This window comes from Elioraea tepidiphila DSM 17972 (assembly GCF_000378465.1).
Classification (GTDB): domain Bacteria; phylum Pseudomonadota; class Alphaproteobacteria; order Acetobacterales; family Acetobacteraceae; genus Elioraea; species Elioraea tepidiphila.
Window position 1 is genome coordinate 139,753 of record NZ_KB899913.1, and the last position, 22,273, is coordinate 162,025.

General features: G+C 69.2%; 23 protein-coding genes. 7 read left to right on the forward strand and 16 right to left on the reverse strand.

What is annotated here, in order from left to right; all coding sequences use genetic code 11:
- Positions 1–111: 111 nt before the first annotated feature.
- The 8 genes from F563_RS0104800 to F563_RS0104835 all read right to left on the reverse strand — a co-directional run bounded on the left by F563_RS0104800 (position 112) and on the right by F563_RS0104835 (position 8,828).
- Positions 112–999 carry an NAD(P)-dependent oxidoreductase gene (locus F563_RS0104800; RefSeq protein WP_019013511.1) on the reverse strand — a complete coding sequence of 296 codons (888 nt, stop codon included), beginning with the start codon at positions 997–999 and terminating at the stop codon, positions 112–114.
- Between the two features lie 62 nt (positions 1,000–1,061).
- Positions 1,062–2,633: an ABC transporter substrate-binding protein gene (locus F563_RS0104805; protein ID WP_019013512.1), complete on the reverse strand. Its 1,572-nt coding sequence runs from the start codon at positions 2,631–2,633 to the stop codon at positions 1,062–1,064.
- An 88-nt stretch (positions 2,634–2,721) separates the two neighbouring features.
- Positions 2,722–3,531 (reverse strand): CheR family methyltransferase, encoded by an 810-nt coding sequence (locus F563_RS0104810; RefSeq protein WP_019013513.1) that lies wholly within the window; start codon positions 3,529–3,531, stop codon positions 2,722–2,724.
- Positions 3,528–4,655, reverse strand: coding sequence for a protein-glutamate methylesterase/protein-glutamine glutaminase (locus F563_RS0104815; protein WP_019013514.1), 1,128 nt, complete (start codon positions 4,653–4,655; stop codon positions 3,528–3,530). Before F563_RS0104815 ends, F563_RS0104810 begins: the two co-directional genes overlap by 4 nt.
- Entirely contained in the window at positions 4,655–5,020 is a 366-nt protein-coding gene (locus F563_RS0104820; RefSeq protein WP_019013515.1) for a response regulator, read from the reverse strand. Before F563_RS0104820 ends, F563_RS0104815 begins: the two co-directional genes overlap by 1 nt.
- A gap of 26 nt (positions 5,021–5,046) precedes the next feature.
- The gene (locus F563_RS0104825) at positions 5,047–5,523 is read right to left on the reverse strand and encodes a chemotaxis protein CheW (RefSeq protein WP_019013516.1); all 477 of its coding nucleotides are present in this window, start codon (positions 5,521–5,523) and stop codon (positions 5,047–5,049) included.
- A 1-nt stretch (position 5,524) separates the two neighbouring features.
- Complete coding sequence (locus F563_RS0104830) at positions 5,525–8,122, reverse strand: hybrid sensor histidine kinase/response regulator (RefSeq protein ID WP_019013517.1); 2,598 nt, start codon at positions 8,120–8,122, stop codon at positions 5,525–5,527.
- A 79-nt stretch (positions 8,123–8,201) separates the two neighbouring features.
- On the reverse strand, positions 8,202–8,828 hold the full coding sequence (locus tag F563_RS0104835) for a histidine phosphotransferase family protein (protein WP_162140568.1): 627 nt from the start codon (positions 8,826–8,828) through the stop codon (positions 8,202–8,204).
- A 258-nt stretch (positions 8,829–9,086) separates the two neighbouring features.
- Between F563_RS0104835 and moaA the strand changes: the two genes are divergently transcribed.
- The 3 genes from moaA to F563_RS0104850 are packed head-to-tail and all read left to right on the forward strand — an operon-like array spanning position 9,087 to position 11,713.
- Positions 9,087–10,073 (forward strand): GTP 3',8-cyclase MoaA, encoded by a 987-nt coding sequence (moaA, locus tag F563_RS0104840; RefSeq protein WP_019013519.1) that lies wholly within the window; start codon positions 9,087–9,089, stop codon positions 10,071–10,073.
- A gap of 42 nt (positions 10,074–10,115) precedes the next feature.
- A complete protein-coding gene (locus F563_RS0104845) occupies positions 10,116–10,949 on the forward strand; it encodes a carbon-nitrogen hydrolase family protein (RefSeq protein WP_019013520.1) in 834 nt (277 codons plus the stop codon).
- Positions 10,946–11,713: an NAD kinase gene (locus tag F563_RS0104850; protein WP_019013521.1), complete on the forward strand. Its 768-nt coding sequence runs from the start codon at positions 10,946–10,948 to the stop codon at positions 11,711–11,713. Before F563_RS0104845 ends, F563_RS0104850 begins: the two co-directional genes overlap by 4 nt.
- On the opposite strand, the gene F563_RS0104855 is transcribed toward F563_RS0104850, so the two are convergent.
- From F563_RS0104855 to F563_RS0104880, 6 genes are all read right to left on the reverse strand, one after another.
- The gene (locus tag F563_RS0104855) at positions 11,703–12,401 is read right to left on the reverse strand and encodes a DJ-1/PfpI family protein (protein ID WP_019013522.1); all 699 of its coding nucleotides are present in this window, start codon (positions 12,399–12,401) and stop codon (positions 11,703–11,705) included. The two genes, F563_RS0104850 and F563_RS0104855, sit on opposite strands and share 11 nt — an antisense overlap.
- A gap of 5 nt (positions 12,402–12,406) precedes the next feature.
- On the reverse strand, positions 12,407–13,453 hold the full coding sequence (locus F563_RS0104860) for an ABC transporter ATP-binding protein (protein ID WP_019013523.1): 1,047 nt from the start codon (positions 13,451–13,453) through the stop codon (positions 12,407–12,409).
- Positions 13,450–14,433 carry an ABC transporter ATP-binding protein gene (locus F563_RS0104865; protein ID WP_019013524.1) on the reverse strand — a complete coding sequence of 328 codons (984 nt, stop codon included), beginning with the start codon at positions 14,431–14,433 and terminating at the stop codon, positions 13,450–13,452. Before F563_RS0104865 ends, F563_RS0104860 begins: the two co-directional genes overlap by 4 nt.
- Positions 14,434–14,436: 3 nt before the next feature.
- Complete coding sequence (locus F563_RS0104870; protein ID WP_019013525.1) at positions 14,437–15,372, reverse strand: ABC transporter permease; 936 nt, start codon at positions 15,370–15,372, stop codon at positions 14,437–14,439.
- On the reverse strand, positions 15,369–16,346 hold the full coding sequence (locus F563_RS0104875; protein WP_019013526.1) for an ABC transporter permease: 978 nt from the start codon (positions 16,344–16,346) through the stop codon (positions 15,369–15,371). Before F563_RS0104875 ends, F563_RS0104870 begins: the two co-directional genes overlap by 4 nt.
- 133 nt (positions 16,347–16,479) lie before the next feature.
- Entirely contained in the window at positions 16,480–18,057 is a 1,578-nt protein-coding gene (locus F563_RS0104880) for an ABC transporter substrate-binding protein (protein WP_019013527.1), read from the reverse strand.
- 182 nt (positions 18,058–18,239) lie between these two features.
- Between F563_RS0104880 and F563_RS0104885 the strand changes: the two genes are divergently transcribed.
- From F563_RS0104885 to F563_RS0104900, 4 genes are read left to right on the forward strand one after another with little or no spacing between them, the layout of a single operon-like run.
- Complete coding sequence (locus F563_RS0104885) at positions 18,240–18,632, forward strand: Rap1a/Tai family immunity protein (RefSeq protein ID WP_019013528.1); 393 nt, start codon at positions 18,240–18,242, stop codon at positions 18,630–18,632.
- 1 nt (position 18,633) lies between these two features.
- Positions 18,634–18,909 carry a YMGG-like glycine zipper-containing protein gene (locus F563_RS21590; protein ID WP_019013529.1) on the forward strand — a complete coding sequence of 92 codons (276 nt, stop codon included), beginning with the start codon at positions 18,634–18,636 and terminating at the stop codon, positions 18,907–18,909.
- 4 nt (positions 18,910–18,913) lie between these two features.
- Positions 18,914–19,291: an MmcQ/YjbR family DNA-binding protein gene (locus tag F563_RS0104895; RefSeq protein ID WP_019013530.1), complete on the forward strand. Its 378-nt coding sequence runs from the start codon at positions 18,914–18,916 to the stop codon at positions 19,289–19,291.
- Positions 19,288–19,743, forward strand: coding sequence for a GNAT family N-acetyltransferase (locus F563_RS0104900; RefSeq protein ID WP_019013531.1), 456 nt, complete (start codon positions 19,288–19,290; stop codon positions 19,741–19,743). The genes F563_RS0104895 and F563_RS0104900 overlap by 4 nt, the downstream gene beginning before the upstream one ends.
- A gap of 3 nt (positions 19,744–19,746) precedes the next feature.
- Here F563_RS0104900 and F563_RS0104905 read toward each other — a convergent pair whose 3' ends face one another.
- Positions 19,747–21,246 (reverse strand): RecQ family ATP-dependent DNA helicase, encoded by a 1,500-nt coding sequence (locus tag F563_RS0104905; RefSeq protein WP_019013532.1) that lies wholly within the window; start codon positions 21,244–21,246, stop codon positions 19,747–19,749.
- Positions 21,243–22,133, reverse strand: coding sequence for a 3-hydroxyisobutyrate dehydrogenase (gene mmsB, locus F563_RS0104910; protein ID WP_019013533.1), 891 nt, complete (start codon positions 22,131–22,133; stop codon positions 21,243–21,245). Before mmsB ends, F563_RS0104905 begins: the two co-directional genes overlap by 4 nt.
- Positions 22,134–22,273 lie beyond the last annotated feature (140 nt).

A 22,273-nucleotide genomic window follows, 5' to 3' on the forward strand; every position in this document is an offset into this window, starting at 1 on the left:
GCAGGTTTCACCTTCGTGCGCCGGGTATGAGGTTTCCCTTGGCGCGCAGCCGCCACACCAGCCCTGCGCGCGATACCGGGCTGCCAAAGTCAAACCTTTGGCAGCCCGGTCTTACCCGTTCCGCGGCGCCTGCACGCCGGCGAGGTCGCACAGCGTGTCCAGCACCGCTGTCATGTCCTGCCGCCCCCGGCCGGCGCCGCGCGCGATCGAATACAGCTCGCGGATCGCCGCGGTCGCCGCGAGCGGCACCTTCGCCGCATTGCCCGCCGCGAGGATCAGGCTGAGATCCTTGTGCGCGAGGTCGATCATGAACCCGGGCGCGAGATCGCCGGCGAGCGCCTTGTTCGGATAGTTCACGCTGAGCTGCCCGTTCACCGCGGTCGTGCCGTTCAGCACCGCGAGCGTCTTCCCGAGATCGAGCCCGAAGGCGGAGGCGAGCGTCAGCGCCTCGGCGTTCAGCGCGCAGAGACACACGGTCATCAGGTTGTTCACGAGCTTGGTGCGGGTTCCCGCACCGGGCAGCCCGCAGTGATGGATGGTCGTGCCCATGGCCTCGAGCAGCGGCTTCACGCGCGCGAAATCGTCCGCCTCGGCGCCGACCATGAACAGGCTCTCGCCGCGCTCGGCGTGCTGGCTGAGCCGCCCCACCGGCGCATCGACGAAGGCCACGCCCTTGGGCCGGCACGCTGCCGCGGCGGCGTCCGTGGTCTCGGGATCGACCGTGGACATGTCCATCACAAGCATGCCCGGCCGCGCCTCGGTGAGGATGGCGGCGAGTGTCGCCGATACCTCCTTCGGCCCGGGCAGCATGGTGATCACGACATCGGCCGCGCGCGCGACCGCCGCCGCCCCTTCGGCCGGTTCGGCGCCGAGCTCGGCCAGCCGCGCCATCGCCTCCGCCCGCACGTCGTGCACCGCCATCGGGAACTGGCGCCGGCGGATATTGGCCGCCATCGGCCCGCCCATGGTGCCGAGGCCGATGAATCCCACGCGCTCCATCTCTTCTCCCCAACGAAAAGGCGGGACCCGAAGGGTCCCGCCGATCACCCATCGGACGCGGCTCAGCGTACGCGCACGAAGCGCAGCGGGAACCAGTTGTCGGCGAGCTGCACGAGCTCGATGTTGGTCTTGGCTGCCCAGATCACCTGCTGCTGGTGCAGCGGAATATGGCCGACATCCTCGGCATGGATGCGGAACGCCTCCGAAATCATCCGGTTGCGCTCGGCGATGTTGGTCTCGACCGCGATCTTGGCCGTGAGCTCGTCGACCCGCGGGTTCGAGTAGCCACCGACATTGAACTGCCCCTGATCGCCCCGCCGGGTCGCGGCGAGGTTGAACAGCATGTTATGGGCGTCGTAGGTCGCGGGCGTCCAACCCAGCAGATAGAAGCTGGTATTGTAGCGCGGCCCCAGGATCTCGGCGAAGTAGCGTGCCCGGGTCTGCGCCGCCAAGGTCACGCGCACGCCGATGCGCGCGAGCATGGCGGTCACCGCCTGGCAGATCGCCTCGTCGTTGACGTAGCGGTCGTTCGGGCAGTCCATGGTCACGCCGAACCCGTTCGGATAGCCGGCCTCGGCCAGCAGGCGCCGGGCCGCGTCGAGATCGACGCGCGGGCGCGCCTTGTCGAGATCCTCGTCGAAGCCGTTGATCCCGGGCCCCACCATCAGCCAGGAGGGGCGCGACTGGCCGCGCATCACGCGCGAGCGGATCGCCTCGACATCGATCGCATGCACGAAGGCGCGCCGCACGCGAACATCCTTGAACGGGTTCCTGCCCTGCACGTCGGACTTCAGGAGCTGATCGCGGCTCTGGTCGAAGCCGAGGAAGATCGTGCGCAGCTCGGCCTTCTGGTGGATGCGGAAACCCTGGGTACGGCCGATCCGCTCCACGTCCTGTGGCGGAACGGTGTAGACCATGTCCACCTCGCCCGAGAGCAGTGCCGCCACGCGCGTCGCCGCGTTGGCGATCACGTTGAACTCGACACGGGTGAGGTTGTGTTCCGCCCGGTCCCACCAGCCGGCATTCGGCTCGAGCACGGTACGCTGGTCGGGTTCGCGGGAGACCAGCCGGAACGGTCCGGTGCCGTTGGCGTTGCGGGTGGCGTAGTTCTCCTCGCGCCGAGTCAGGTCGGCAGCCTGGGCGGCGTTGTTCGCCTCCGCCCAGCGCTTCGACATGATGAAGAAGTCAGCGATCTCCTCCAGCAGGATTGGGTTCGGCTGGGCGGTCACGAACTCCACTGTCAGCGGATCGACCACCCGCGCCTCCGTCACGGTGGCGAGCTTGGTCGACACGTTGGAGCCCTGCCCCTTGGCACGCGCCACACTGAACACGACGTCCTCGGCCGTGAAGGCGGTACCGTCATGGAACTTGACATCCGGGCGAAGGTGGAAACGCCAGACGGTCGGGCTCGGCTGCTCCCAGCGCACCGCGAGCGCCGGCTCGATCTTGAGCTCGCGGTCGCGGCGCACGAGCGGCTCGTAGATGTTGCCCATGAATGTCAGAAGGAACGTTTCGTTCCGCGCGTATGGGTCCATCGAGTTGACGTCGCCGTCATTAGCCCATCGGAACGTTGTGGCATCGGCCGCGGCGGCAAGCCCGGCCGCGAAGACGCCTGCCAGCAGCAGATGGCGCATGGGTGTCTCTCCCTCCCGTCAGCAACGGAAATCCGTCAGGACCGGACGTTAGCAAGCCCGGAGCGGCTTGGGGAGACCTGGGGCGACGTCAGGCAAGGGTATAGGCGGATCGTACCCCGTCGAGCGGCGCGAAGCGGTTGGTGACGCCGAGCACCGTCTCGGCACCGCCAAGATAGAGAACCCCGTCCGGGGCGAGAACCGAGGCGATCTGATCGAGCACCCGTGCCTTGGTAGGCTGATCGAAGTAGATCAGCACGTTGCGCAGGAACACGACATCGAACCGGCCGAGCGGCGCGGGCGACTGAAGCAGGTTCCACTCGCGCCAGCGCACCATCGCGCGGACGGGCTCCTTGACCTGCCAATCCGCGCCCTCCTTCCTGAAGTGGCGCATCAGCATCGCGATCGGCAGGCCGCGTTGCACCTCGAACTGGCTGTAGCGACCCTGCTCGGCACGCTTCAGCACATCGCGCGCGATGTCGGTGCCGAGGATCTCGACACGGCATCCGCCGAGAACGGCGGCGTTGTCGAGCGCCGACATGGCGACGGAATACGCCTCCTGGCCGCTGCTGCAGGCCGCGGACCAGACGCGGATCGTCCCCGAAGGCCCGCGGGTCGCGGCCATCCGCGGCCAGACCTTCTCCTTCAGATGCTCGAACGGCTTGCCGTCGCGGAAGAACAGCGTCTCGTTGGTCGTCATCAGCTCGACGACCTCGTTCGCGATCGGACTGGTCAAGGCCGCCTTCACGCGCCCGACCAGGGCGGAGAGATCGGGCAGTCCTTCGCGCTTCATCAATGGGCCGAGCCGCGTCTCCACCAGGTACATCTTGTCGGGCGTCAGCACCAGGCCGGAGCGCGTCTGCAGGAACTCAGCAAGCTGACTGAACGAGGCGCTGCTCATGCGAATGCTCCAACGCTGCGGGTCATGGTCATGATCTCGCGCGCAATGTCCCCGACCGGCACGATGGCGGACGCGATCCCGGCCTGCGCCACTGCGCCGGGCATGCCCCAGACGACGGAAGTGGCCTCATCCTGGGCGATCACGGCCCCACCCTGTGCGGTGAGGCCGCGGCAGCCGGCGAGTCCGTCATGGCCCATGCCGGTGAGGATCACCGCCAGCACCCGGCCGCCCATGACAGCCGTCGCGCTACGGAGCATCGGATCGACGGCCGGGCGGCAGAAATTCTCGGGCGGCGCGGACGACAGGGAGATCACTGGTGCGTGCCGATCGCCGGCGACCAGCATGTGCCGGTCGCCCGGCGCAAGATAGGCCCGCCCCGCAACGATCCGCTCGCCGTCCTTCGCCTCGGCACAGGGCAGGCCGCCGACCTTGCTGATGTGCTCGGCGAGGATCGGGATGAAGGTCGCGGGCATATGCTGGGTGATCAGCACCGGCAGGCGGAACTGTGGACCGAGATCCTTCATCACCCGGAACAGGGCCTGCGGCCCGCCCGTCGAGGAGCCGATCACCAGCAGTTCGGCAGCAACGGTTCGCGGCGCGGCGAGTTGCACCGGCGGTGAGATTCGCGGCGGCGGCGCCGCGGGAGACGGGCGCGCGGAACCGCGCCGTCGCTGCGCGACGCGCCCGAGCGCCCTGACCTTCTCGACCAGATCGCGGCGGAACCCGTCCCCGGAGGCGATGCCGCCGACCGCGGTCGGCTTGGGAACGTAGTCCGCCGCCCCCAACCGCAAGGCCTTCATCGTGACATCGGCCCCGCGCGTGGTCAGCGTCGAGGCCATCACGACCTGGACGGCGGGATCGGCCCTCAGCAGCGCGGGCAGCGCCGCAAGCCCGTCCATGACCGGCATCTCGATGTCGAGCACCACCACGTCCGGCTTCTCGCGCGCCTGCAGCCCGAGCACATCGCGGCCGTTCGATGCCGTGCCGACGACCGTGATCGCCGGATCACTGTCGAGCAGCCGGGCGAGCAGGCCACGGATCACGGCGCTGTCGTCGCAGACAAGCACGCGGATCGGCTGCTCGCCCGCGGCTGCGCGCGAGGCGGCAGGGGCGGCGAGAACCATCAGAGCAGGCCGACCTGTGCCAGCTTGGATTGGATGATCTCGGCGTCGAAAGGCTTCATGATGTATTCGTTCGCGCCACCTTCGATCGCCTGTTCGATCCGACTCAGCTCGTTCTCGGTGGTGCAGAACACCACCGATGGATTGTCGGCCCCGAACTCACCGCGCAGCGCATGCAGGAATTCGAGCCCATTCATTACCGGCATGTTCCAATCGAGCAGGATCGCATCCGGCAGCTTCGCGCGGCAGGCCGTCAATGCCTGCGCGCCGTCCTCGGCCTCCTCGACCGCGAAGCCGAAGCCCTCGAGGATGCGGCGCGCCACCTTGCGCACGACCCGGCTGTCATCGACGACGAGGAACGTCTTCATTCCGCTGATTCCCGCAAAGGCCCATGTCAGAGATCGAGCACCGTGGCGACGTCCAGCACCACCAGGAGTTCGCCCGAGAGGCGGAAGATCCCGGTCGAGAAGGCGCGCCATTCCGGCGCGAGGGTGGGCGGGTTCTGCTCCCGACTCTGGGCATCAAGCCGCATCACCTCGCCCACATTGTCGACCAGCAGGCTGTACAGCTCGCCCTGATGCTCGACGACGACGCTCATCGACGCCCCGGAGCCGGCATGCGCCACGCCGAGCCGGCGGCGAAGGTCGATCGCCGTCACGATCCGCCCGCGCAGGTTGAGGCTGCCCGCGACCTCGGGCGGCGCGAGCGGGATGCGCGTGATCGTCTGCGGGCCGAGGATGTCGCGCACCGACAGCACCGGGATGCCGCAGAGTTGGCCGCCGACAGTGAGCGTGACATAGACGTCGCGCGCCTCGTCATTGGTGCCACGCGCGGCCTGCGCGGGGCGGGTGATCTCGGCCGTTGCGCTCATCTCAGGCGACCTCCGTCTCGCGGCGCGTCGCCAGCACCTGGGCGATGCCGGCAAGCAGCGCCTCGCGGTCGAACTTGGCGACATAGTCGGTGAATCCGGCCTCGCGACCGCGGAGGATGTCCGCGTCGGCCACACGGCTGGTCAGCGCGACCAGCGGCAGTGCGGCCCAGCGGGGATCCTCGCGCACGGCGCGGGCGAAGGCGAAGCCGTCCATTCCCGGCATCTCGATGTCCGAGACGATCGCGTCGAACCGCCTTCCCTGCTCGCGCAGCTTGAGCGCGGCATCCGCCGTCTCGGCCGCCGTGACCTCGTAGCCGGCCGCCGTCAGGACCGGCACCAGCATGTGGCGGAAGAACGCGCTGTCATCGATCACCAGCAGATGCGGGCGCGCCCCTGCGGTGGCGTTGCGTCGGCTCGCAAACCAGTCCTCCGATGCGAGTGCCAGCCAGTGCCCGGTGTCGATGATCTCGGTCGCGCGCTCCGCGATCACGGCGCTGCCGAGAATGCCCGGGCGTGCCGAGCCAAGCTGGATGTTGACCACGTCCTCAACCACATCGAGGATCTCGTCGACCACGAGCCCCATGCTGCGCCCACCATCGCTGAACACGAGCACGGGGCGGCGCGCGACGCTGGCATCGTCGAGATCGACCCCCATCGGCACGAGCGGCATAAGCTGGCCGCGATACTGCACCATCGCCCGGGCCCCGGCGCGCTCGATCCGCTCCGCCGCGATCTCCTCGAGCCGCGCGACCAGGCCGAGCGGCACGGCCTTGGGCTCCGAGCCGCCGGCGCGGAACAGCAGGAGCGACGTGCGGGCGCCGGACGCCCCCGCCTCGGCCCGCGCGGCTTCGACGATGCCCGTACGGTCCGCGCCCGAGGCGGCGCCGATGCCGACCGTGCGCGCGATCCCGTTCGGATCGAGGATCATGATCACGCTGCCATCGCCGAGGATCGTATTGCCGGAGAACAGGGTGATGTCGCGCAGGATCGGCGCGACCGGCTTGACCACGATCTCCTCGGTGTCGAACACGCGATCGACGATCAGGCCGAAATTCTCGGTGCCGACCTTGGCGACGACGATGAACGACTCCGCTCCCTCCTGCGCCTCGCCTTCCTCCAGCGCGAGCAGGCTGGACAGGCGGACCAGCGGCAGGAGCCGGTCGCGCAGGCGCAGCACCGGCGTGCGGTTGATCCGCTCGATCGCGGTCTCCGACCCGCCACCCGTGCGCACGAGCTCGACGACGCTGATCTGCGGGATCGCGAACCGCTCGCGCGCGCACTCGACGATCAGCGCCGAGACGATCGCGAGCGTCAGCGGAATCTTGATGGTGACCGTGGTGCCGCGGCCCTCGCGGCTGCGCAGTTCGATCGTGCCGCCGATCTTCTCGATGTTGGTCTTCACCACGTCCATGCCAACGCCGCGGCCGGAGACCGCGGTGACTTGGGCGGCCGTCGAGAAGCCGGCGCGGAAGATGAACTGGTGAATGGCCGTCTCGGACATCTGCGCGATCTCGGCTTCGGTCGCCAGCCCCTGGGCGACTGCCTTCTCGGCAATCCGCCTGGTGTTCAGCCCCCGCCCGTCGTCGGCGATCTCGATGATGATGTGCCCGCCCTCGTGGAACGCGTTCAGGCTGATCCGCCCGACCTCGGGCTTGCCGGCAGCGCGCCGCTCGGCGGTGGTTTCCAGCCCGTGATCGGCCGAGTTGCGCACCATGTGGGTGAGCGGGTCCTTGATGAACTCAAGCACCTGGCGGTCGAGCTCGGTCTCGGCGCCATGCATCGACAGCTCGATCTTCTTGCCCGTCTCACGTGCGAGATCGCGTACCAGCCGGGGCAGCTTGTTCCACGCATTGCCGATCGGCTGCATGCGCGTCTTCATCACCCCTTCCTGCAGGTCGGTGGTGATGTGACTGAGCCGCTGCAGCGGCACCGTGAAGGGGCTGTTCGCCTGTGTCCGCGCGAGCTGGAGGAGCTGGTTGCGCGCAAGCACGAGCTCGCTTACGAGCGTCATCAGGTCCTCGAGCACCTCGACGCTGACGCGGATCGTCTGCGCCGCCACACCCGACTCGCCGGGCACCGCAGCCACCTCGACGGCATCCGCCGCGACCGGCGTCGGTGCAACCGCGGGACCGGCCGGAGCAATGTCCACCGTCTCAACGACCGTCTCAACGACCGGCTCCGCCTCGGCAGCGGGCTCCGGCTCGGCAGCCGGCTCCGGCGTGCCCCCCTCCATCAGCGCGTTGAGCGCGCCGATCAGGGCCGAGTCATCACCCGGAGGCTCGGCCTCCGTCGCCTCCAGTCCGGCCACGATCAGCTTGATCCGATCGATCGCCTGGAGGATGACGGTGATCGCGCTCGGCGTGGGCACGAGCGTGCCGTCGCGGAAGCGGCCGAGCACGTTCTCGCCTGCATGCGCCACCTTCTCGAGCCGCGGCAGGCCGAGGAAGCCGCAGGTTCCCTTGATCGTGTGGACGAGCCGGAAGATCAACGACAGCGTGGCCTGATCGTCGGGCGACTGCTCGAGCCGGATCAATGCCGTGTCGAGTTCGGCCAGGCTCTCGTTTGTCTCGGTCAGGAAGTCAGCCAGAAGATCGTCCATGCGCCCGCTCCGCACTGATGCGGGCGGGACCATGCAGGCCGTCGGACCAAGAAATCGTAAAGCCCAGCGGGGCTCGCGCTCAGCCGGAGGCCGCGCGGCGCTCCGGCGACAGCGCGAGGAGCGGCAGGCCGCTTCCCATCAGCAAGGAGACGGCGACGCCGTCGCGCCGGGCGAGTGCGATCATCATCGGCGCCGCGATGCCACGCGGTCCGGCTTCCTGCGCCGCTGCGATCGGATCGTTGCCGGCAATCAGCCCCGCCAGTCCGCGCGGCCAAGCGGCCCCCTCGCCCACCGGCTGGACCACGAGCTGGGTCCCGGGGTCTCCGGCGCATACGATCGTACCGCCGCGGGGCAACGCGTCCGCCGCCACCATCAGAGCATTCAACAGGACGCGCCCCTGCGCGCCGAGCGACCGGTCGGTGCCTGCCACCCGCGCGATATCGAGCACCACCCGGCCGCCACCGAGGACGCCGGCCGCCATGGCGGCGATCGCTGCGATGGTGAGCTCCTGTCCACCCGCCCCCCAGGCGGCGCGCAGGTATTTCAGCCGGTGGGCGAGCTGGGCCGTCGCCTCGCCGGCCAGTTGCATGGCCTCCTGGCGCGCCTCCTCATCATCGAGCGACAGCAGCTCGACCGCGCCTGCGATTGTCGCGAGAGGGCCGCTGAGATCGTGGGTCAGCCGGGCGCAGACGAGTTCGGCAAGCATGACGCAGTTGCTCATCCCCGAAGGCCCGAATGCGCGCAGATCCGCCCTCTCGCTCCGGCACGACGGGAGGCGGCGCCGACCAACGACATGGACACATCCCCCGATGAATGACGCCCAGACGCACCGTTCGAGCGGCCCGACGTCCTTCCTCAACAATAGCGGCAATTTCCTGGCAAGGCCCCCACCCCGTCCCCGGTTGGACAGGGGCAGACGCGCACCCTACATTCCTGAGGTCCACCGAGGCGATCCAGGCAGGCGATGCGCGACCCGTTCGGACGAGAGATCACCTACCTCCGCGTGTCGGTTACCGACCGCTGCGACCTTCGCTGTGTCTACTGCATGGCGGAGGAGATGACCTTCCTGCCCAAGGCCGAGCTGCTGACGCTCGAGGAGCTGGAGCGTGTCTCGGCGGCGTTCATCCGGCTCGGCGTGCGCAAGATCCGGCTGACCGGCGGCGAGCCGCTGGTGCGGCGCGACGTGATGCGGCTGGTGCGCGGCCTCGGGGCGAGGATCGGCCATGGGCTCGACGAGCTGACCGTCACCACCAATGGCAGCCAGCTCACCCGGTTCGCCGGCGACCTGGCGGCGGCCGGGGTGCGGCGGATCAATGTGAGCCTCGACACGCTCGACCCGGCAAAGTTCACCGCGATCACCCGCTGGGGCCGGATCGAGAAGACGCTGGATGGCATTTTCGCCGCAAAGGCGGCGGGGCTCGCGATCAAGATCAACGCGGTGGCGCTCAAGGGCGTGAACGAGGACGAGTTGGACCGCATGGTCGCCTGGTGCGGCGAGCACGGCTTCGACCTCTGCCTGATCGAGACCATGCCGATGGGCGACATCGACGGCGATCGCACCGACCAGTACCTGCCGCTCTCGATCGTGCGCGCCAGGCTTGCCAAGTCCTGGACGCTCACCGAGACCGACTACGCGACGGGTGGGCCCGCGCGCTACGTCAATGTCGGCGAGACCGGCCAGCGCATCGGCTTCATCACGCCGATGACCCATAATTTCTGCGAGTCCTGCAACCGCGTGCGGCTCACTTGCACCGGCACCATGTACATGTGCCTCGGCCAGGATGATGCGGCTGACCTGCGCACGCCGCTCCGCGCCTCGGGCGACGACGCAGCCCTCGAGGCGGCGATCCTCGAAGCGATCGAGCGCAAGCCGAAGGGGCATGACTTCGTCATCGACCGCCGCCGCAACCGCCCCGCGGTCGCGCGCCACATGAGCCTCACCGGCGGCTGATCGCCGCCACCCGTCCTCGTCCGACCGCAAGGAACCGCCGTCATGCGCGCGAGCGTGATCCAGATGAACCCGGGCCACGACAAGGCCAAGAACATCGCCGCAGCCGCGCGGCTGGCGGAGGCGGCGATCGCGGCCGACCGGCCCGACTTCGTAGTCCTCCCTGAGATGTGGACCTGCCTTGGCGGCGATGCCGCCGCCAAGCGGGCCGCCGCCGAGCGCCTGCCCTGCACGGGTGGTTCGAACGAACCCGGCCCCGCCTATACCTTCCTGCGCGATCTCGCGGTGAAGCACCGCATCGTCGTGCATGGCGGCTCGATGGCCGAGGATGCGGGCGAGAAGCTCTACAACACCACCGTGGTGTTCAGCCCCGAGGGGCAGGAACTGGCGCGCTATCGCAAGATCCACCTGTTCGACATCGTCGCCCCCGACGGCACCGGCTACCGCGAGAGCGCGACCTTCGGCCGCGGCGAGGATGTCGTCACCTACCAGGCCGACGGGTCCACGGTCGGCTGCACGATCTGCTACGACGTGCGCTTCCCGGAGCTTTACCTGAAGCTCCGCCAGAAGGGTGCCAACGTGATCGTGGTGCCGGCGGCGTTCACGCTCCAGACCGGCAAGGACCACTGGGAGACTCTGTTGCGCGCCCGCGCGATCGAGACCCAGTGCTGGGTGGTCGCCGCCGCGACCTGGGGCAGGCACGAGGAGAAGGGTCAGCCGCGCTTCACCTACGGCCATTCGCTGGTGATCGATCCCTGGGGCCATGTGGTGGCCAAGGTGTCGGATGGCGAGGGCTTCGCAACCGCGCGCATCGACCACGCCGTGACCGAGCGGGTGCGGCGCGACATGCCGGTGCTGGACCACCGCGTGCTGGCGTGAGTCTTCCCCGGCTCGCCTTCCTCGCCGCCGACACGGCGGTGGCGCGGGAGGCGCGCGATCGACTGGTGGCGCGCTACGGCGAGACCGCTCCCGAGACCGCGGACGCGATCGTCGCCCTCGGCGGCGACGGCTTCATGCTGGAGACGCAGCACCGCTTCCTCGGGCAGAATCGGCCGATCTACGGCATGAACTGCGGCTCGGTCGGGTTCCTCATGAACGACCACCGCGAGGAGGACCTGCCCGAGCGCGTCGCCCGCGCCCAGGCCGCCGTGCTGCACCCGTTGCGGATGCGTGCCGAGACCGTGATCGACGGCGCCGCCGAGGCACTGGCGATCAACGAGGTATCGCTGCTGCGCGAGCAGCGCCAGGCGGCGAAGATCCGCATCCTGGTGGACGGCACGGTGCGCCTGCCCGAGCTGATCTGCGACGGCGTGCTGATCTCCACCCCGGCCGGCTCGACCGCCTACAACCTGTCCGCGCACGGACCGATCGTGCCCTTGGGCGCGAACCTGTTGCCGCTGACGCCGATCAGCGCGTTCCGGCCGCGGCGCTGGCGCGGCGCCCTGCTGCCGGCGAGCTCGGAGGTGGTGTTCGAGGTGCTGGAGGCGGAGAAGCGGCCCGTGGCGGCGGTCGCCGACTACACCGAGGTGCGCGACGTGCTGCGCGTCACCGTGCGGGAGGACCGCGACGTGTCGCTGACCATGCTGTTCGACCCGGACCACTCGTTGAGCGAGCGCATCATCGCCGAGCAGTTCACGGTGTGAGGTCGAGCGCGGACGCCGCCTGACGGACAAGGGCTGCGCGCTCAGCCTGCCGTGCGGCGGCCGCGCCGTGGACCCGCGCGACCAGCGTCGCATCCGCGCGATCGGGATGGCCGGCATCGAAGGGCGGATGCGGGTCGTATTCCAGGCCGAGCTGGATCGCCTGCGCCGTCTCGGCTCCGGCGATCTCGGCAGCGACCGCGAGCGCGAAGTCGATCCCCGCGGTCACACCGCCGCCCGTGATGACCGCGCCGTCGATCACGACGCGCCGCTTGGTCGGGATCGCGCCGAACGGCGCGAGCATGTCGTGGCTCATCCAGTGCGTGGTCGCCCGCTTGCCGCGCAGCAGCCCGGCCGCGCCAAGAACCAGCGCACCGGTGCAGACCGACGTGACGTAGCGCGCGCCCTTCGCCTGGGCGCGCAGGAAGTCGAGTGTCTCGACATCGGTGAGCAGCGGGTTCATCCCTGCGCCGCCGGGCACACAGATCAGGTCGAGCTGCGGGCATTCGGCGAACATGGTGTCCGGGATCAGCTGCATCCCACCGCCTGCGGTGACAGGATCGCGGGTCTTCCAGACGAGCCGCACCTCGGCGCCCGGCAGCTTGGTGAACACCTCATAGGGGCCGGTCAGGTCGAGCTGGGTGATGTTCGGGAACAGCAGCAGTCCGATTCGGAAAGGCGTGACCGCCATGGCGATCAGGCGGCCCCGTCATTCAAGTGACATGCGCTCCGCCGCCCCGGCGCGATCGCCTTCAGCTTCGGCGCCTCCTCGCGGCAGCGCGCCATCGCGTGCGGACAGCGCGGATGGAAGTGGCAGCCCGAGGGCGGGTTGAGCGGGCTCGGGATCTCGCCCCTCACCGCCGAGAACGCGCGCTTGCGGCTGTCGATGCGCGGCACGCCGGTGAGCAGTGCCTGGGTATAGGGGTGGTTCGGTGAGGCGAATACATCCTCGGCCGGCGCCTCCTCGACGATCCGCCCCAAATACATGATCACCACGCGGTCCGAGAGATGCTCGACCACGCCGAGATCGTGGCTGATGAACAGGTAGGTGAGGTTCAGGTCGCGCCGCAGATCCATGAACAGGTTCAGGATCTGCGCCTGGATTGAGACGTCGAGCGCCGCGACTGCCTCGTCGCAGACGATGAACTCCGGCTGCACTGCGAGCGCACGGGCGATGCCGATGCGCTGGCGTTGCCCGCCCGAGAACTGGTGCGGATAGCGGCGCTTGAACGCCGGGTCGAGCCCGGCGCGGCGCATCTGCTGGGCGAGATAGGCATCGAACTCGCCCTGCGTGACCAGCCCGTGCACCAGCGGCGCCTCGCCGATGATGCGATCGACCCGCAGCCGCGGATTGAGCGAGGCATAGGGGTCCTGGAAGATCATCTGGATCGCGAGCTTGGCCGCCTTGGCCTGCTCGGGCGGCAGCGTCTTCACGTCCTGCCCCTTCCACAGGATCGTGCCGGAGGAGGCGGGCAGGATCCCCGCGACCATCCGCCCCAGCGTCGACTTGCCGCAGCCCGACTCGCCGACCAGCCCGACCACCTCACCCTGCTTCACCGCGAGATCGACATTGTCCACCGCGTGCACCACCTCCTCGCGCACATTCGCGCCCAGCCGCTGCGCGATACGCCCGGCGAGGTCGAGCGTCTTGCGGAACTGCTTGGACACACCGCGCAGCTCGATCATCGGCGCGGTACTGTCGGCGACGCGCGCACGCCGCCCGATCTCGGCCTCCGCGGTCATGCCGCGACGGTCTCAAGATGCGGGTGGAAGCAGCGCACCTCGCGGTTCGGCAGCGGCGCGGTCATCTCCGGTTCGACCAGGCACGCCTCGGAGGCGCGCGGGCAGCGCGCGCGGAAAGCGCAGCCGGGGGGGAGGTTGAGCAGCGAGGGCGTCATGCCGGGAATCTGCGCGAGCGGCCGGCCGCGTACGTTCCGGCTCGGTACCGAACCGATCAGCCCGCGCGTGTAGGGATGCAGGGGGTGGTCGAGCACCTCGTCCACCGTGCCCTTCTCGACGATCCGGCTGGCATACATCACGCAGATCTCGTCGGCGAGGCCGGCGACCACCGACAGGTCGTGCGTGATCCAGATCAGGCTCGTGCCACTCTCGCGGCAGAGTTTCTGCACCTCGAACAGGATCTGGCCCTGGATCGTCACGTCGAGCGCGGTCGTTGGCTCGTCGGCGATGATCAGCTCGGGCTTGTGCAGCAGCGCGATCGCGATCGCCACGCGCTGGCGCATCCCACCCGAGAACTGGTGCGGATAGGCCTTCAGCCGCTCGTCCGGGCTCGGGATGCCGACCTGGACCAGCGCCGCGCGCGCGCGCTTGCGCGCCTCCGCCTCCGAGACCTTGTCGTGCGCCAGCACGGTCTCGATCATCTGCGTGTCGATGCGCAGGACCGGATTGAGCGTCATCATCGGGTCCTGGAAGATCATGGCGATGCGGGCGCCCCGAATCTTCCGCATCTCCTCCTCGGAGAGCTTGGCGAGATCGCGCCCCTGGAACAGGATCTCGCCGCCGGCGACCCGGCCCGGCGGATCGACAAGCCCCATGATCGAGAAGCCCGTCACCGACTTGCCCGAGCCGGACTCGCCGACGAGCCCGAGGATGCGGCCCTTGCCGACGGAGAACGAGACGTCGTCCACCGCCTTCACCACGCCCGCCTTGGTGAAGAAATGCGTGCGCAGGTTGCGCACCTCGATGGTCGGCTGCTCGCTCATCGCCTACTTCCGGAGTCGCGGGTTCAAGACGTCGCGCAACTGGTCGCCCACCAGGTTGATGACGACGATCGTCACCAGCAGCGCGATGCCGGGATAGAAGCTGATCCAGTAGCGGCCCGACAGCATGTACTCGTAACCGTTGGCGATCAGCAGGCCGAGCGAGGGCTCCGTCACCGGCACGCCGAGGCCGAGGAACGACAGCGTCGCCTCAAGCGCGATCGCACGCGCGACCTGCATGGTCAGGATCACGATCAGCGGCGGCAGGCAGTTCGGCAGCAGGTGGCGGAACACGATGCGCGGCTTCGAGAGGGCGAGGCACTCTGCCGCCTCGATGTACTCGCGCCGCCGCTCGACCAGCGCGGTGCCGCGCACCGTGCGCGCGTAGTAGGCCCACTCCACCACCACGATGGCGATGACCACGTTGAGGATGCCCTTGCCAAGGAAGGCCAGGATCATCAGCGCGACGAGAATGGACGGGAACGAGAGCTGGAGATCGACCAGCCGCATGATCAGCGTGTCGGTACGGCCGCCGAAATACGCGGCGAGCAGGCCGAGCGAGGTGCCGACGATGAAGGCGATGAAGGCCGAGCCGGCGCCGACCATCAGCGAGATGCGCAATCCGAACAGGATGCCGCTGAACATGTCGCGGCCCTGATCGTCGGTGCCGAGAATGTAGGTGAAGCCCGCGCCCCCCACCGTGCCCGGCGGCATCCGCCCGTCCATGATGTCGAGCTGGGCGAGATCGTAGGGGTTCTGCGGCGCGATCACGTTGGCGAAGATGGCGAGCAGCGCGATCACCACGAACACCACGAAGGCGCCGACGGCGACCTTGCTCTCGGCGAAGTCGGCGACGAAGCGGCGGAACGGCGTCTCCTCGCGCGCGGTGGCGGGCGCGAGCGCGGCCGACGTGACGGCGGCTTCGGCGGGGGGCGGCGTCATGCCTTCTGGTCCTGCAGCCGGACGCGCGGATCGAGCACCGAGTAGAGCACGTCCACGGTGAAGTTCAGGATGATGAACATGAAGACGATGATCATCAGATAGGCGACGATCACGGGCCGATCCAGCACGTAGATGGAATCGATGATCAGCTTGCCCATGCCCGGCCAGGCGAAGATGCTCTCGGTCACCACCGAGAAGGCGATGGTCGAGCCGAACTCCAGCGCGGTGACGGTCACGACCGGGATCAGGATGTTCTTCAGCACGTGCACGAAAATCACCCGATTCGGACTCAGCCCCTTGGCGCGGGCGAATTTCACGTAGTCCATCAGCACGGTCTCGCGCACGCCGGCGCGCGTGAGCCGGATCACCAGCGAGATCTTGAAGAGGCTCAGATTGAGCGCCGGCATGATCAGGTAGCGCAAGCCGTCGGTGGTCAGGAAAGACCACTGCACACCGAGGAACTCGGCCGTGGGGCCTCGTCCGGTCGAAGGCAGCCAGCCGAGCTGCACCGCGAACACCATGATGAGCATGAGCCCGACCCAGAAGGTCGGCAGGCTGAAGCCGAGGATCGAAGTCGCCATGATGACGCGGCTGTAGATCGCATCCGGCTTCAGCCCCGCGATCAGGCCGAGCGGCAGGCCAAGGATGATCGCGAACACCGTGGCGGCGAGCGCCAGTTCCAGGGTCGCCGGCATCTTCTGCAGGATCAGTTTCAGCGCCGGCTCGTTGAACACGAAGCTGCGCCCGAGATCGCCCTGCAGCGCATTGCCGAGGAAGGTGAAGTACTGTTCCCAGAGCGGACGGTCGAGGCCGAGAGCCGCGATCGCGCGCTCGCGCTCGATCTGATCCGCGTCCGGGCTGATCAGGATCTCGATCGGGTCGCCGATCGCATAGACACCGAGGAACAGGATGACGGTCATTGCGAGCACCACCAGAGCGCTCTGCATCAGCCGTCGGATCAGATAGACCGTCATCCTTGCTTCCCCCGCGCTGACGCGGTCGCGGCAACATCACGCCGGGCCGGGCGGACGTTCACGTCCTCCCGGCCCCGCCGATCAACCATGCCGCGCCGCGACTGGCGCGGCAACGGTACCGCCTAAGCCGTGCCTAGTTCGCCGGCCGGACGTCCTGGGCACGTGTCAACTCGTCAGCCCGCGCGTCGTGCCGCAGGTTCCGCTTCATCGCCCAGGTGTTCTTCTGGATGTGGATCGGGATGATGCTGACATCGTCCATGGCGATCCGCGTGGCATCCTGAAGCAGCTTCTCGCGCTTCTCGTCGTCGACCGTCGCAAGCGCCTGTTCGAGCAGTCTGTCGAGCTCGGGGTTCGAGTAGCGGCCGCGGTTCGAGGCGCCGAAGCCCTTCTCACGGTCGAAGGTCGCGACCAGGCTGCGCAGCGGGCTCGAAGCCTCGCCGGTGGAGCTGCCCCAGCCGACCAGGAAGGCGCTGAACTCCTGCCGCCCGGCGCGCGCGATGAATGTCGTCCACGGCATCGCCTCGACCTGGGTTCGCACGCCGATCCGGGTCCAGAAGCTGCCCACCGCCTGGATGATCCGCGCGTCGTTGATGTAGCGGTCGTTCGGACCGTGGATCGAGATCCGCAGCCCATTGGGATAACCCGCCTCGGCCAGCAGACGTCGCGCGCCGTCGGGATCGAAGCGCGGCGGGCCGTAGCCCGGGATGTGGCTGTACACGCCTTCGGGCAGGAACTGGCCGGCCGGGATCGCGGCACCCTCCATCACCCGCGACGTGATGGCCTCGCGGTCGATCGCCATCGAGAGTGCCCGGCGCACCCGCACGTCCTTCAGGGGGTTCCTGTCGAGCGCCTCACCGTTCGGTCCGGCCACGAAGGGCGAGCCGTCGGTGCGCGAGTGGTCGAGCGCGAGATAGATGATCCGCAGCCCCACCACCTCACTGACATGCACGCGGTTGTCCTGCTTCATGCGCGCGATGTCGGTGGTCGGCACCTGGTCGATGAAGTCGACGTCGCCCGCCAGCAATGCGGCCGTGCGCGCGGCATTGTTGACGATGATGCGGTAGTTGACGCGCTGCCAGGGCTCGCGCTGACCCCAGTAGGCATCATTGCGCTCGAGCTCGATGCGGTCGCCGGGCGTGTAACGCACGAAACGGTAGGCACCCGTGCCGAACGCCACCTTGCCGCTGTTGTAGTCCTCGGTCGCGGCGTTCTCATGGGTCTGCCGGTCGAGCATCATCACGTTCGACAGGTCGACCGGCAGCAACGGATAGGTCGTGCGGGTGCGCAGCCGCACGGTGTGCGGATCGACCACCTGCACCTCGGAGACCACCCGCGTATAGATGCCGAAGCTCGAAGGCGAGTTCGGCACGTTGCCGGCGCGCGCGATGGTGAAAGCCACATCCTCCGCGGTGAAGTCATTACCATTATGGAATTTCACCCCGGGCCGCAGCTTGAACTCCCAGGTCGTGTCGTCCACCGCCCGCCAGCTTTCGGCCAGACGCGGCACCAGACGTGCGCGCGAATCCGTCCCGGTCAGCCCGTCGAACAGATGTTCGGCCAGGGCGTTGTTCGGCGAGAGGTTGTGGTAGTGCGGATCGATCGACGTGACCGGCGCACCGACCGCGATGGTGAGGGTCTGCGCAGCCGCACCACCCGCGAACGCGAGCGACGATGCTGCGGCAAGCAGCAGTGAGCGCAATCCGGCGGTCATCCTGGGCACTCCCGGTTCGTGAGCTTTTCCCGGACCTTATAGCCCCCCGTCCCGGCACGGGCTAGGCTCCCGCCCCCGGGCCCCATGTCCGGTCGTGTCGCGATGCCGGAGCGCATCGTGATGACCGGCCTGCCGGCGCATGCGCTAAGGTCGGGTCGACGAGAACCTTGGAGGACGCAGAGATGGGGAAGGCCCTTCCCACCCTGACCGCCGTCCTGCTGGCTGCCGGCACGGCCTCGGCGCAGCCCGCGCCGCTCGACCCTGGGCGGTTCCAGGTTCGAACGCTCGCTGATCTGGTCGAGATCTGCCGCGTCGGTTCGAACAGTCCGCACTATCTGGAGGCGGTCGGATATTGCAACGGTTACGGCCGCGGCGCGCTCGACTATCACCGCGCGATCGTGCCGCCGAATGCGCCACCTCTGTTCTGCGCACCGGCCGGCACGGAGCCCGGCACGATGCGCGCGCGCTTCGTCGCCTGGGCGGATGCCAATCCGGCCCGGCTCTCGGGACCCGCGGTCGACGGTGTGTTCGCGTTCCTCTCCGCGACCTTCCCCTGCCCCACCCAGAGGAGGTGAGATGAGCACGCTTGCACGTTTCGCGGCCGCCGGTGCCTTGCTGCTGCTGGTCGGCGCGTGCGCCGAGACCGACCCGACGCTGCGTCGGGCCGGCCTGGGTGCCGCCGGCGGTGCCGCCGCCGGTGGGCTGATCGGCTCCATGTCCGGCAATTTCGGCTGGGGCGCGCTGATCGGCGCGGGCGCCGGTGCGGCCGGTGGCCTGCTTTACGACTACCACCGCCGCTCGGTCGACGATGCCTATCAGCGCGGCCGAACGGGGGCGCCGCCGCCGAACTGATCGCGTGACATCCGCGCGTCTGCGCCGGCTCTGCCTTGCTCTGCCCGGTGCCGAGGAGGTGGTGCAGTGGGGCGGGGTCCACGTCTTCAAGGCGGGCGGGCGGATGTTCGCCACCCTTTCGCCCGAGGGCGGCGCGCTCCGGCACGTCGCATTCAAGGCGAGCCCGGAAAGCTTCCATGTCCTCACCGAGGCGGGATCCTTCATGCCTGCCCCCTATCTCGCCCGCGCGCAGTGGGTGGCGACCGACGATCTGGACGCGCTGACCGACGCCGAGTGGCGCGGTTATCTCGTGCGCGCCTGGCGGCTGGTCGTCCTGCGCCTGCCGAAGCGGCTGCGTGCACCCCTCCTCGCCGCGGCGGACGCGGGACGGATGCGCGCGTGAGCGCTATCATCGCGATTCGCCAGGGTCACGCCGGGGACATCCCCGCGCTGGTCAGCCTGCTGGCGCAGCTCTTCGCGATCGAGGCGGACTTCGCGATCGACCCGGAGGTGCAGGCGCGCGGGCTGGAACTGCTGCGGAGCCGTGCCGACGCGGTGATCCTGGTCGCCGAGGCCCAAGGCCGCGTGGTCGGGATGTGCACGGTGCAGCTCACGGCGAGCACGGCGCGCGGCGGCCTCTCAGCCGGCATTGAGGACGTGGTCGTGGACGAGACTTTGCGCGGCCGCGGCATCGGCCGCGCCCTGCTCGCCGCCGCCGAGGCCTGGGCGCGTCGGCGCGGCGCGGTACGCATCGCGTTGCTCGCCGACGAGACGAACCTGCTGGCGCTCGACTTCTATGACCGTCTCGGCTTCACGCGCACGCGCCTCGTCTGGCTCGCCAAGGCGCTCGACTGACGCTCACGGCGAGGCGCGGACGACGTCGAGGACGGCGGCGCCGAAATCCGCGAGCTTCTTCGCGCCCACCCCGGGCAGCGCGCCGAGCGCATCGAGCGTGTGGGGCCGCGCCGAAGCGATCGCGGCGAGCGTCGCATCGTGGAACACCACATAGGCGGGCACGCGGCGGGCGCGCGCGAGGTCGAGCCGGAGCCGCTTCAGCGCCGCGAGGAGCTCCGGATCGACGGCGCGCGGCGTGGGAACCGGTGCGCGCGCGCGCTCGGTGACGGGCGCGATCTCCCCGAGGGTTGCTTGGCACACGTCGCAGGCGCCGCAGGGCCCCGTCTCCTCGCCGAAGTGGCGCAGCAGCAATTGCCGTCGGCACGCCGTCGTCTCGGCATACTCGACCAGCCGCTTCAGCCGCGCGTGCTCGACCCGTTTGCGCTCCTCGGGCGCGGCCGTGCCGTCGATCATGCGTCGGCGCGCCATCACATCGTTCCAGCCGAACAGCATGGTCGCGACCGCGGGCAGGCCGTCACGCCCGGCGCGGCCGATCTCCTGGTAGTAGGCCTCGAGTCCCGCCGGCAGCGCGGCATGGATCACGAAGCGCACATCCGGCTTGTCGATCCCCATGCCGAACGCGACCGTGGCGACCGGCACCGCGCCGGGCTCGGTCAGGAACCGATCGAGCGCCGCACGTCGCGCATCCGCATCCATGCCGGCGTGGTAGGGGAACGCGTTCACGCCGGCCGAGGCCAGCCTTGCCGCCAGTCGCTCGGTTTCGGCGCGGGAGAGGCAATACACGATCCCGCTCTCGCCACCGCCGGCCCAAACGAGACCGAGGATCTGGTCATTCACCGCGCCCTTGCGTTTGCGAATGACCGACAGGGCGATGTTGGGGCGGTCGAAGCCGGCGACGAACGGGGCGTGGTCCGGGCGCAGCAGCACGCGCGCGACCTCGGCGCGGGTGGCGCGGTCGGCGGTGGCAGTGAAGGCGCCGATCGGCACAGCCGGGAACCGCTCCTTGAGGCAGCCGAGCGCCAAGTACTCCGGGCGGAAGTCATGGCCCCATTGGCTGACGCAATGCGCCTCGTCCACGACCAGCAGCGACAGGGGCAGCCGCGCGAGCGCCTCCAGCATGCGCGGATCAGTCAGCCGCTCGGGGCTCATGTAGAGCAGGTCGAGCTCGCCGCGCGCGGCTGCCTTCCACGCCGCGACATTCTCCTCGCGCGGGCGGTTCGAGTTCACCATATCCGCGGCGATCCCGTTCGCCTGCAACCGCTGCACCTGGTCCTGCATCAATGCGATCAGCGGGCTCACGACCACCGCGAGCCCCTCGCGCACGAGGGCGGGGATCTGGTAGCAGAGGCTCTTGCCTGCTCCCGTCGGCATCACCGCGAGCACGTCCTGCCCCGCGCCGAGCGCGCGCGCCACCTGCTCCTGGCCCGGCCGGAACGACGTAAACCCGAAATGCCGCCGCAGCGCCGTGGCGAGTAGATCGTCCAGCGTCGGGACGCCGCTCACGCCCTACCGCGGATCATGCGGATGATGCCGGAGAAATCGGTGCCGCTGCCGTTGCACTCGACGAAGCGGCGATAGAGCTCGGCGGCATGCCGACCGAGTTCGGTCTCCGCACCGCTGCTGCGCGCGGCCTCCTGCGCGAGATCGAGGTCCTTCAGCATCATCTGCGCGGTGAAGCCGGGCGCGTAGTCGCGGTTCGCCGGGCTCGCCGGCACCGGCCCGGGCACCGGGCAGTAGCTGGTCAGGCTCCAGCACTGGCCCGAGGATTTCGACGCGATATCGAACAGCGCCTGATGATCCAACCCGAGCTTCTCCGCGAGCGCGAAGGCCTCGCACACCGCGATCATCGAGACGCCGAGGATCATGTTGTTGCAGATCTTCGCCGCCTGCCCCGCGCCCGCTTCGCCCGCGCGGATCACCGCCTTGCCCATCGCCGCAAGGATCGGCCGCGCGCGCTCGACCTCCGCCTCGGGCCCCCCGACCATGAAGGTGAGCGTCGCGGCCTCGGCCCCGCCGACCCCGCCCGAGACCGGCGCATCGATCATCGCGAGCCCCCCCTCATGCGCCAGTGCGGCGACCTCGCGCGCGGTCGCGACATCGATTGTCGAGCAGTCGATCAGCAGCGTGCCGGGCGCCGCCGTCTCGATCAGCCCGCCCTGGCCGCCATAGACCGCGCGCACCTCGCGCCCAGCCGGCAGCATGGTGACGATTGCTTCGGCCCCTTCGGTGACGCCGGCGGGCGTCTCGGCCGCTGTCGCTCCCTCGGCGACCAGACGGCCGGTCCGGTCGAGGAAGACGTCGAACACGCGCAGCTCGTGCCCGGCCCGCATCAGGTTGCGTGCCATCGGCGCGCCCATGTTGCCGAGCCCGATGAAGCCGATGCGCGCCATGTCCCCTCCGTCGGTGGTCCCACCCCACGCCACCTTACGGAGAGGCCCGCGACGCCGGAAGCCCCGCCCCGCGACCCCGGGAACACGCCGATTGACAGCGGCGCCGTCACGGGGAGATCGTATGCATACGAATGATTTCG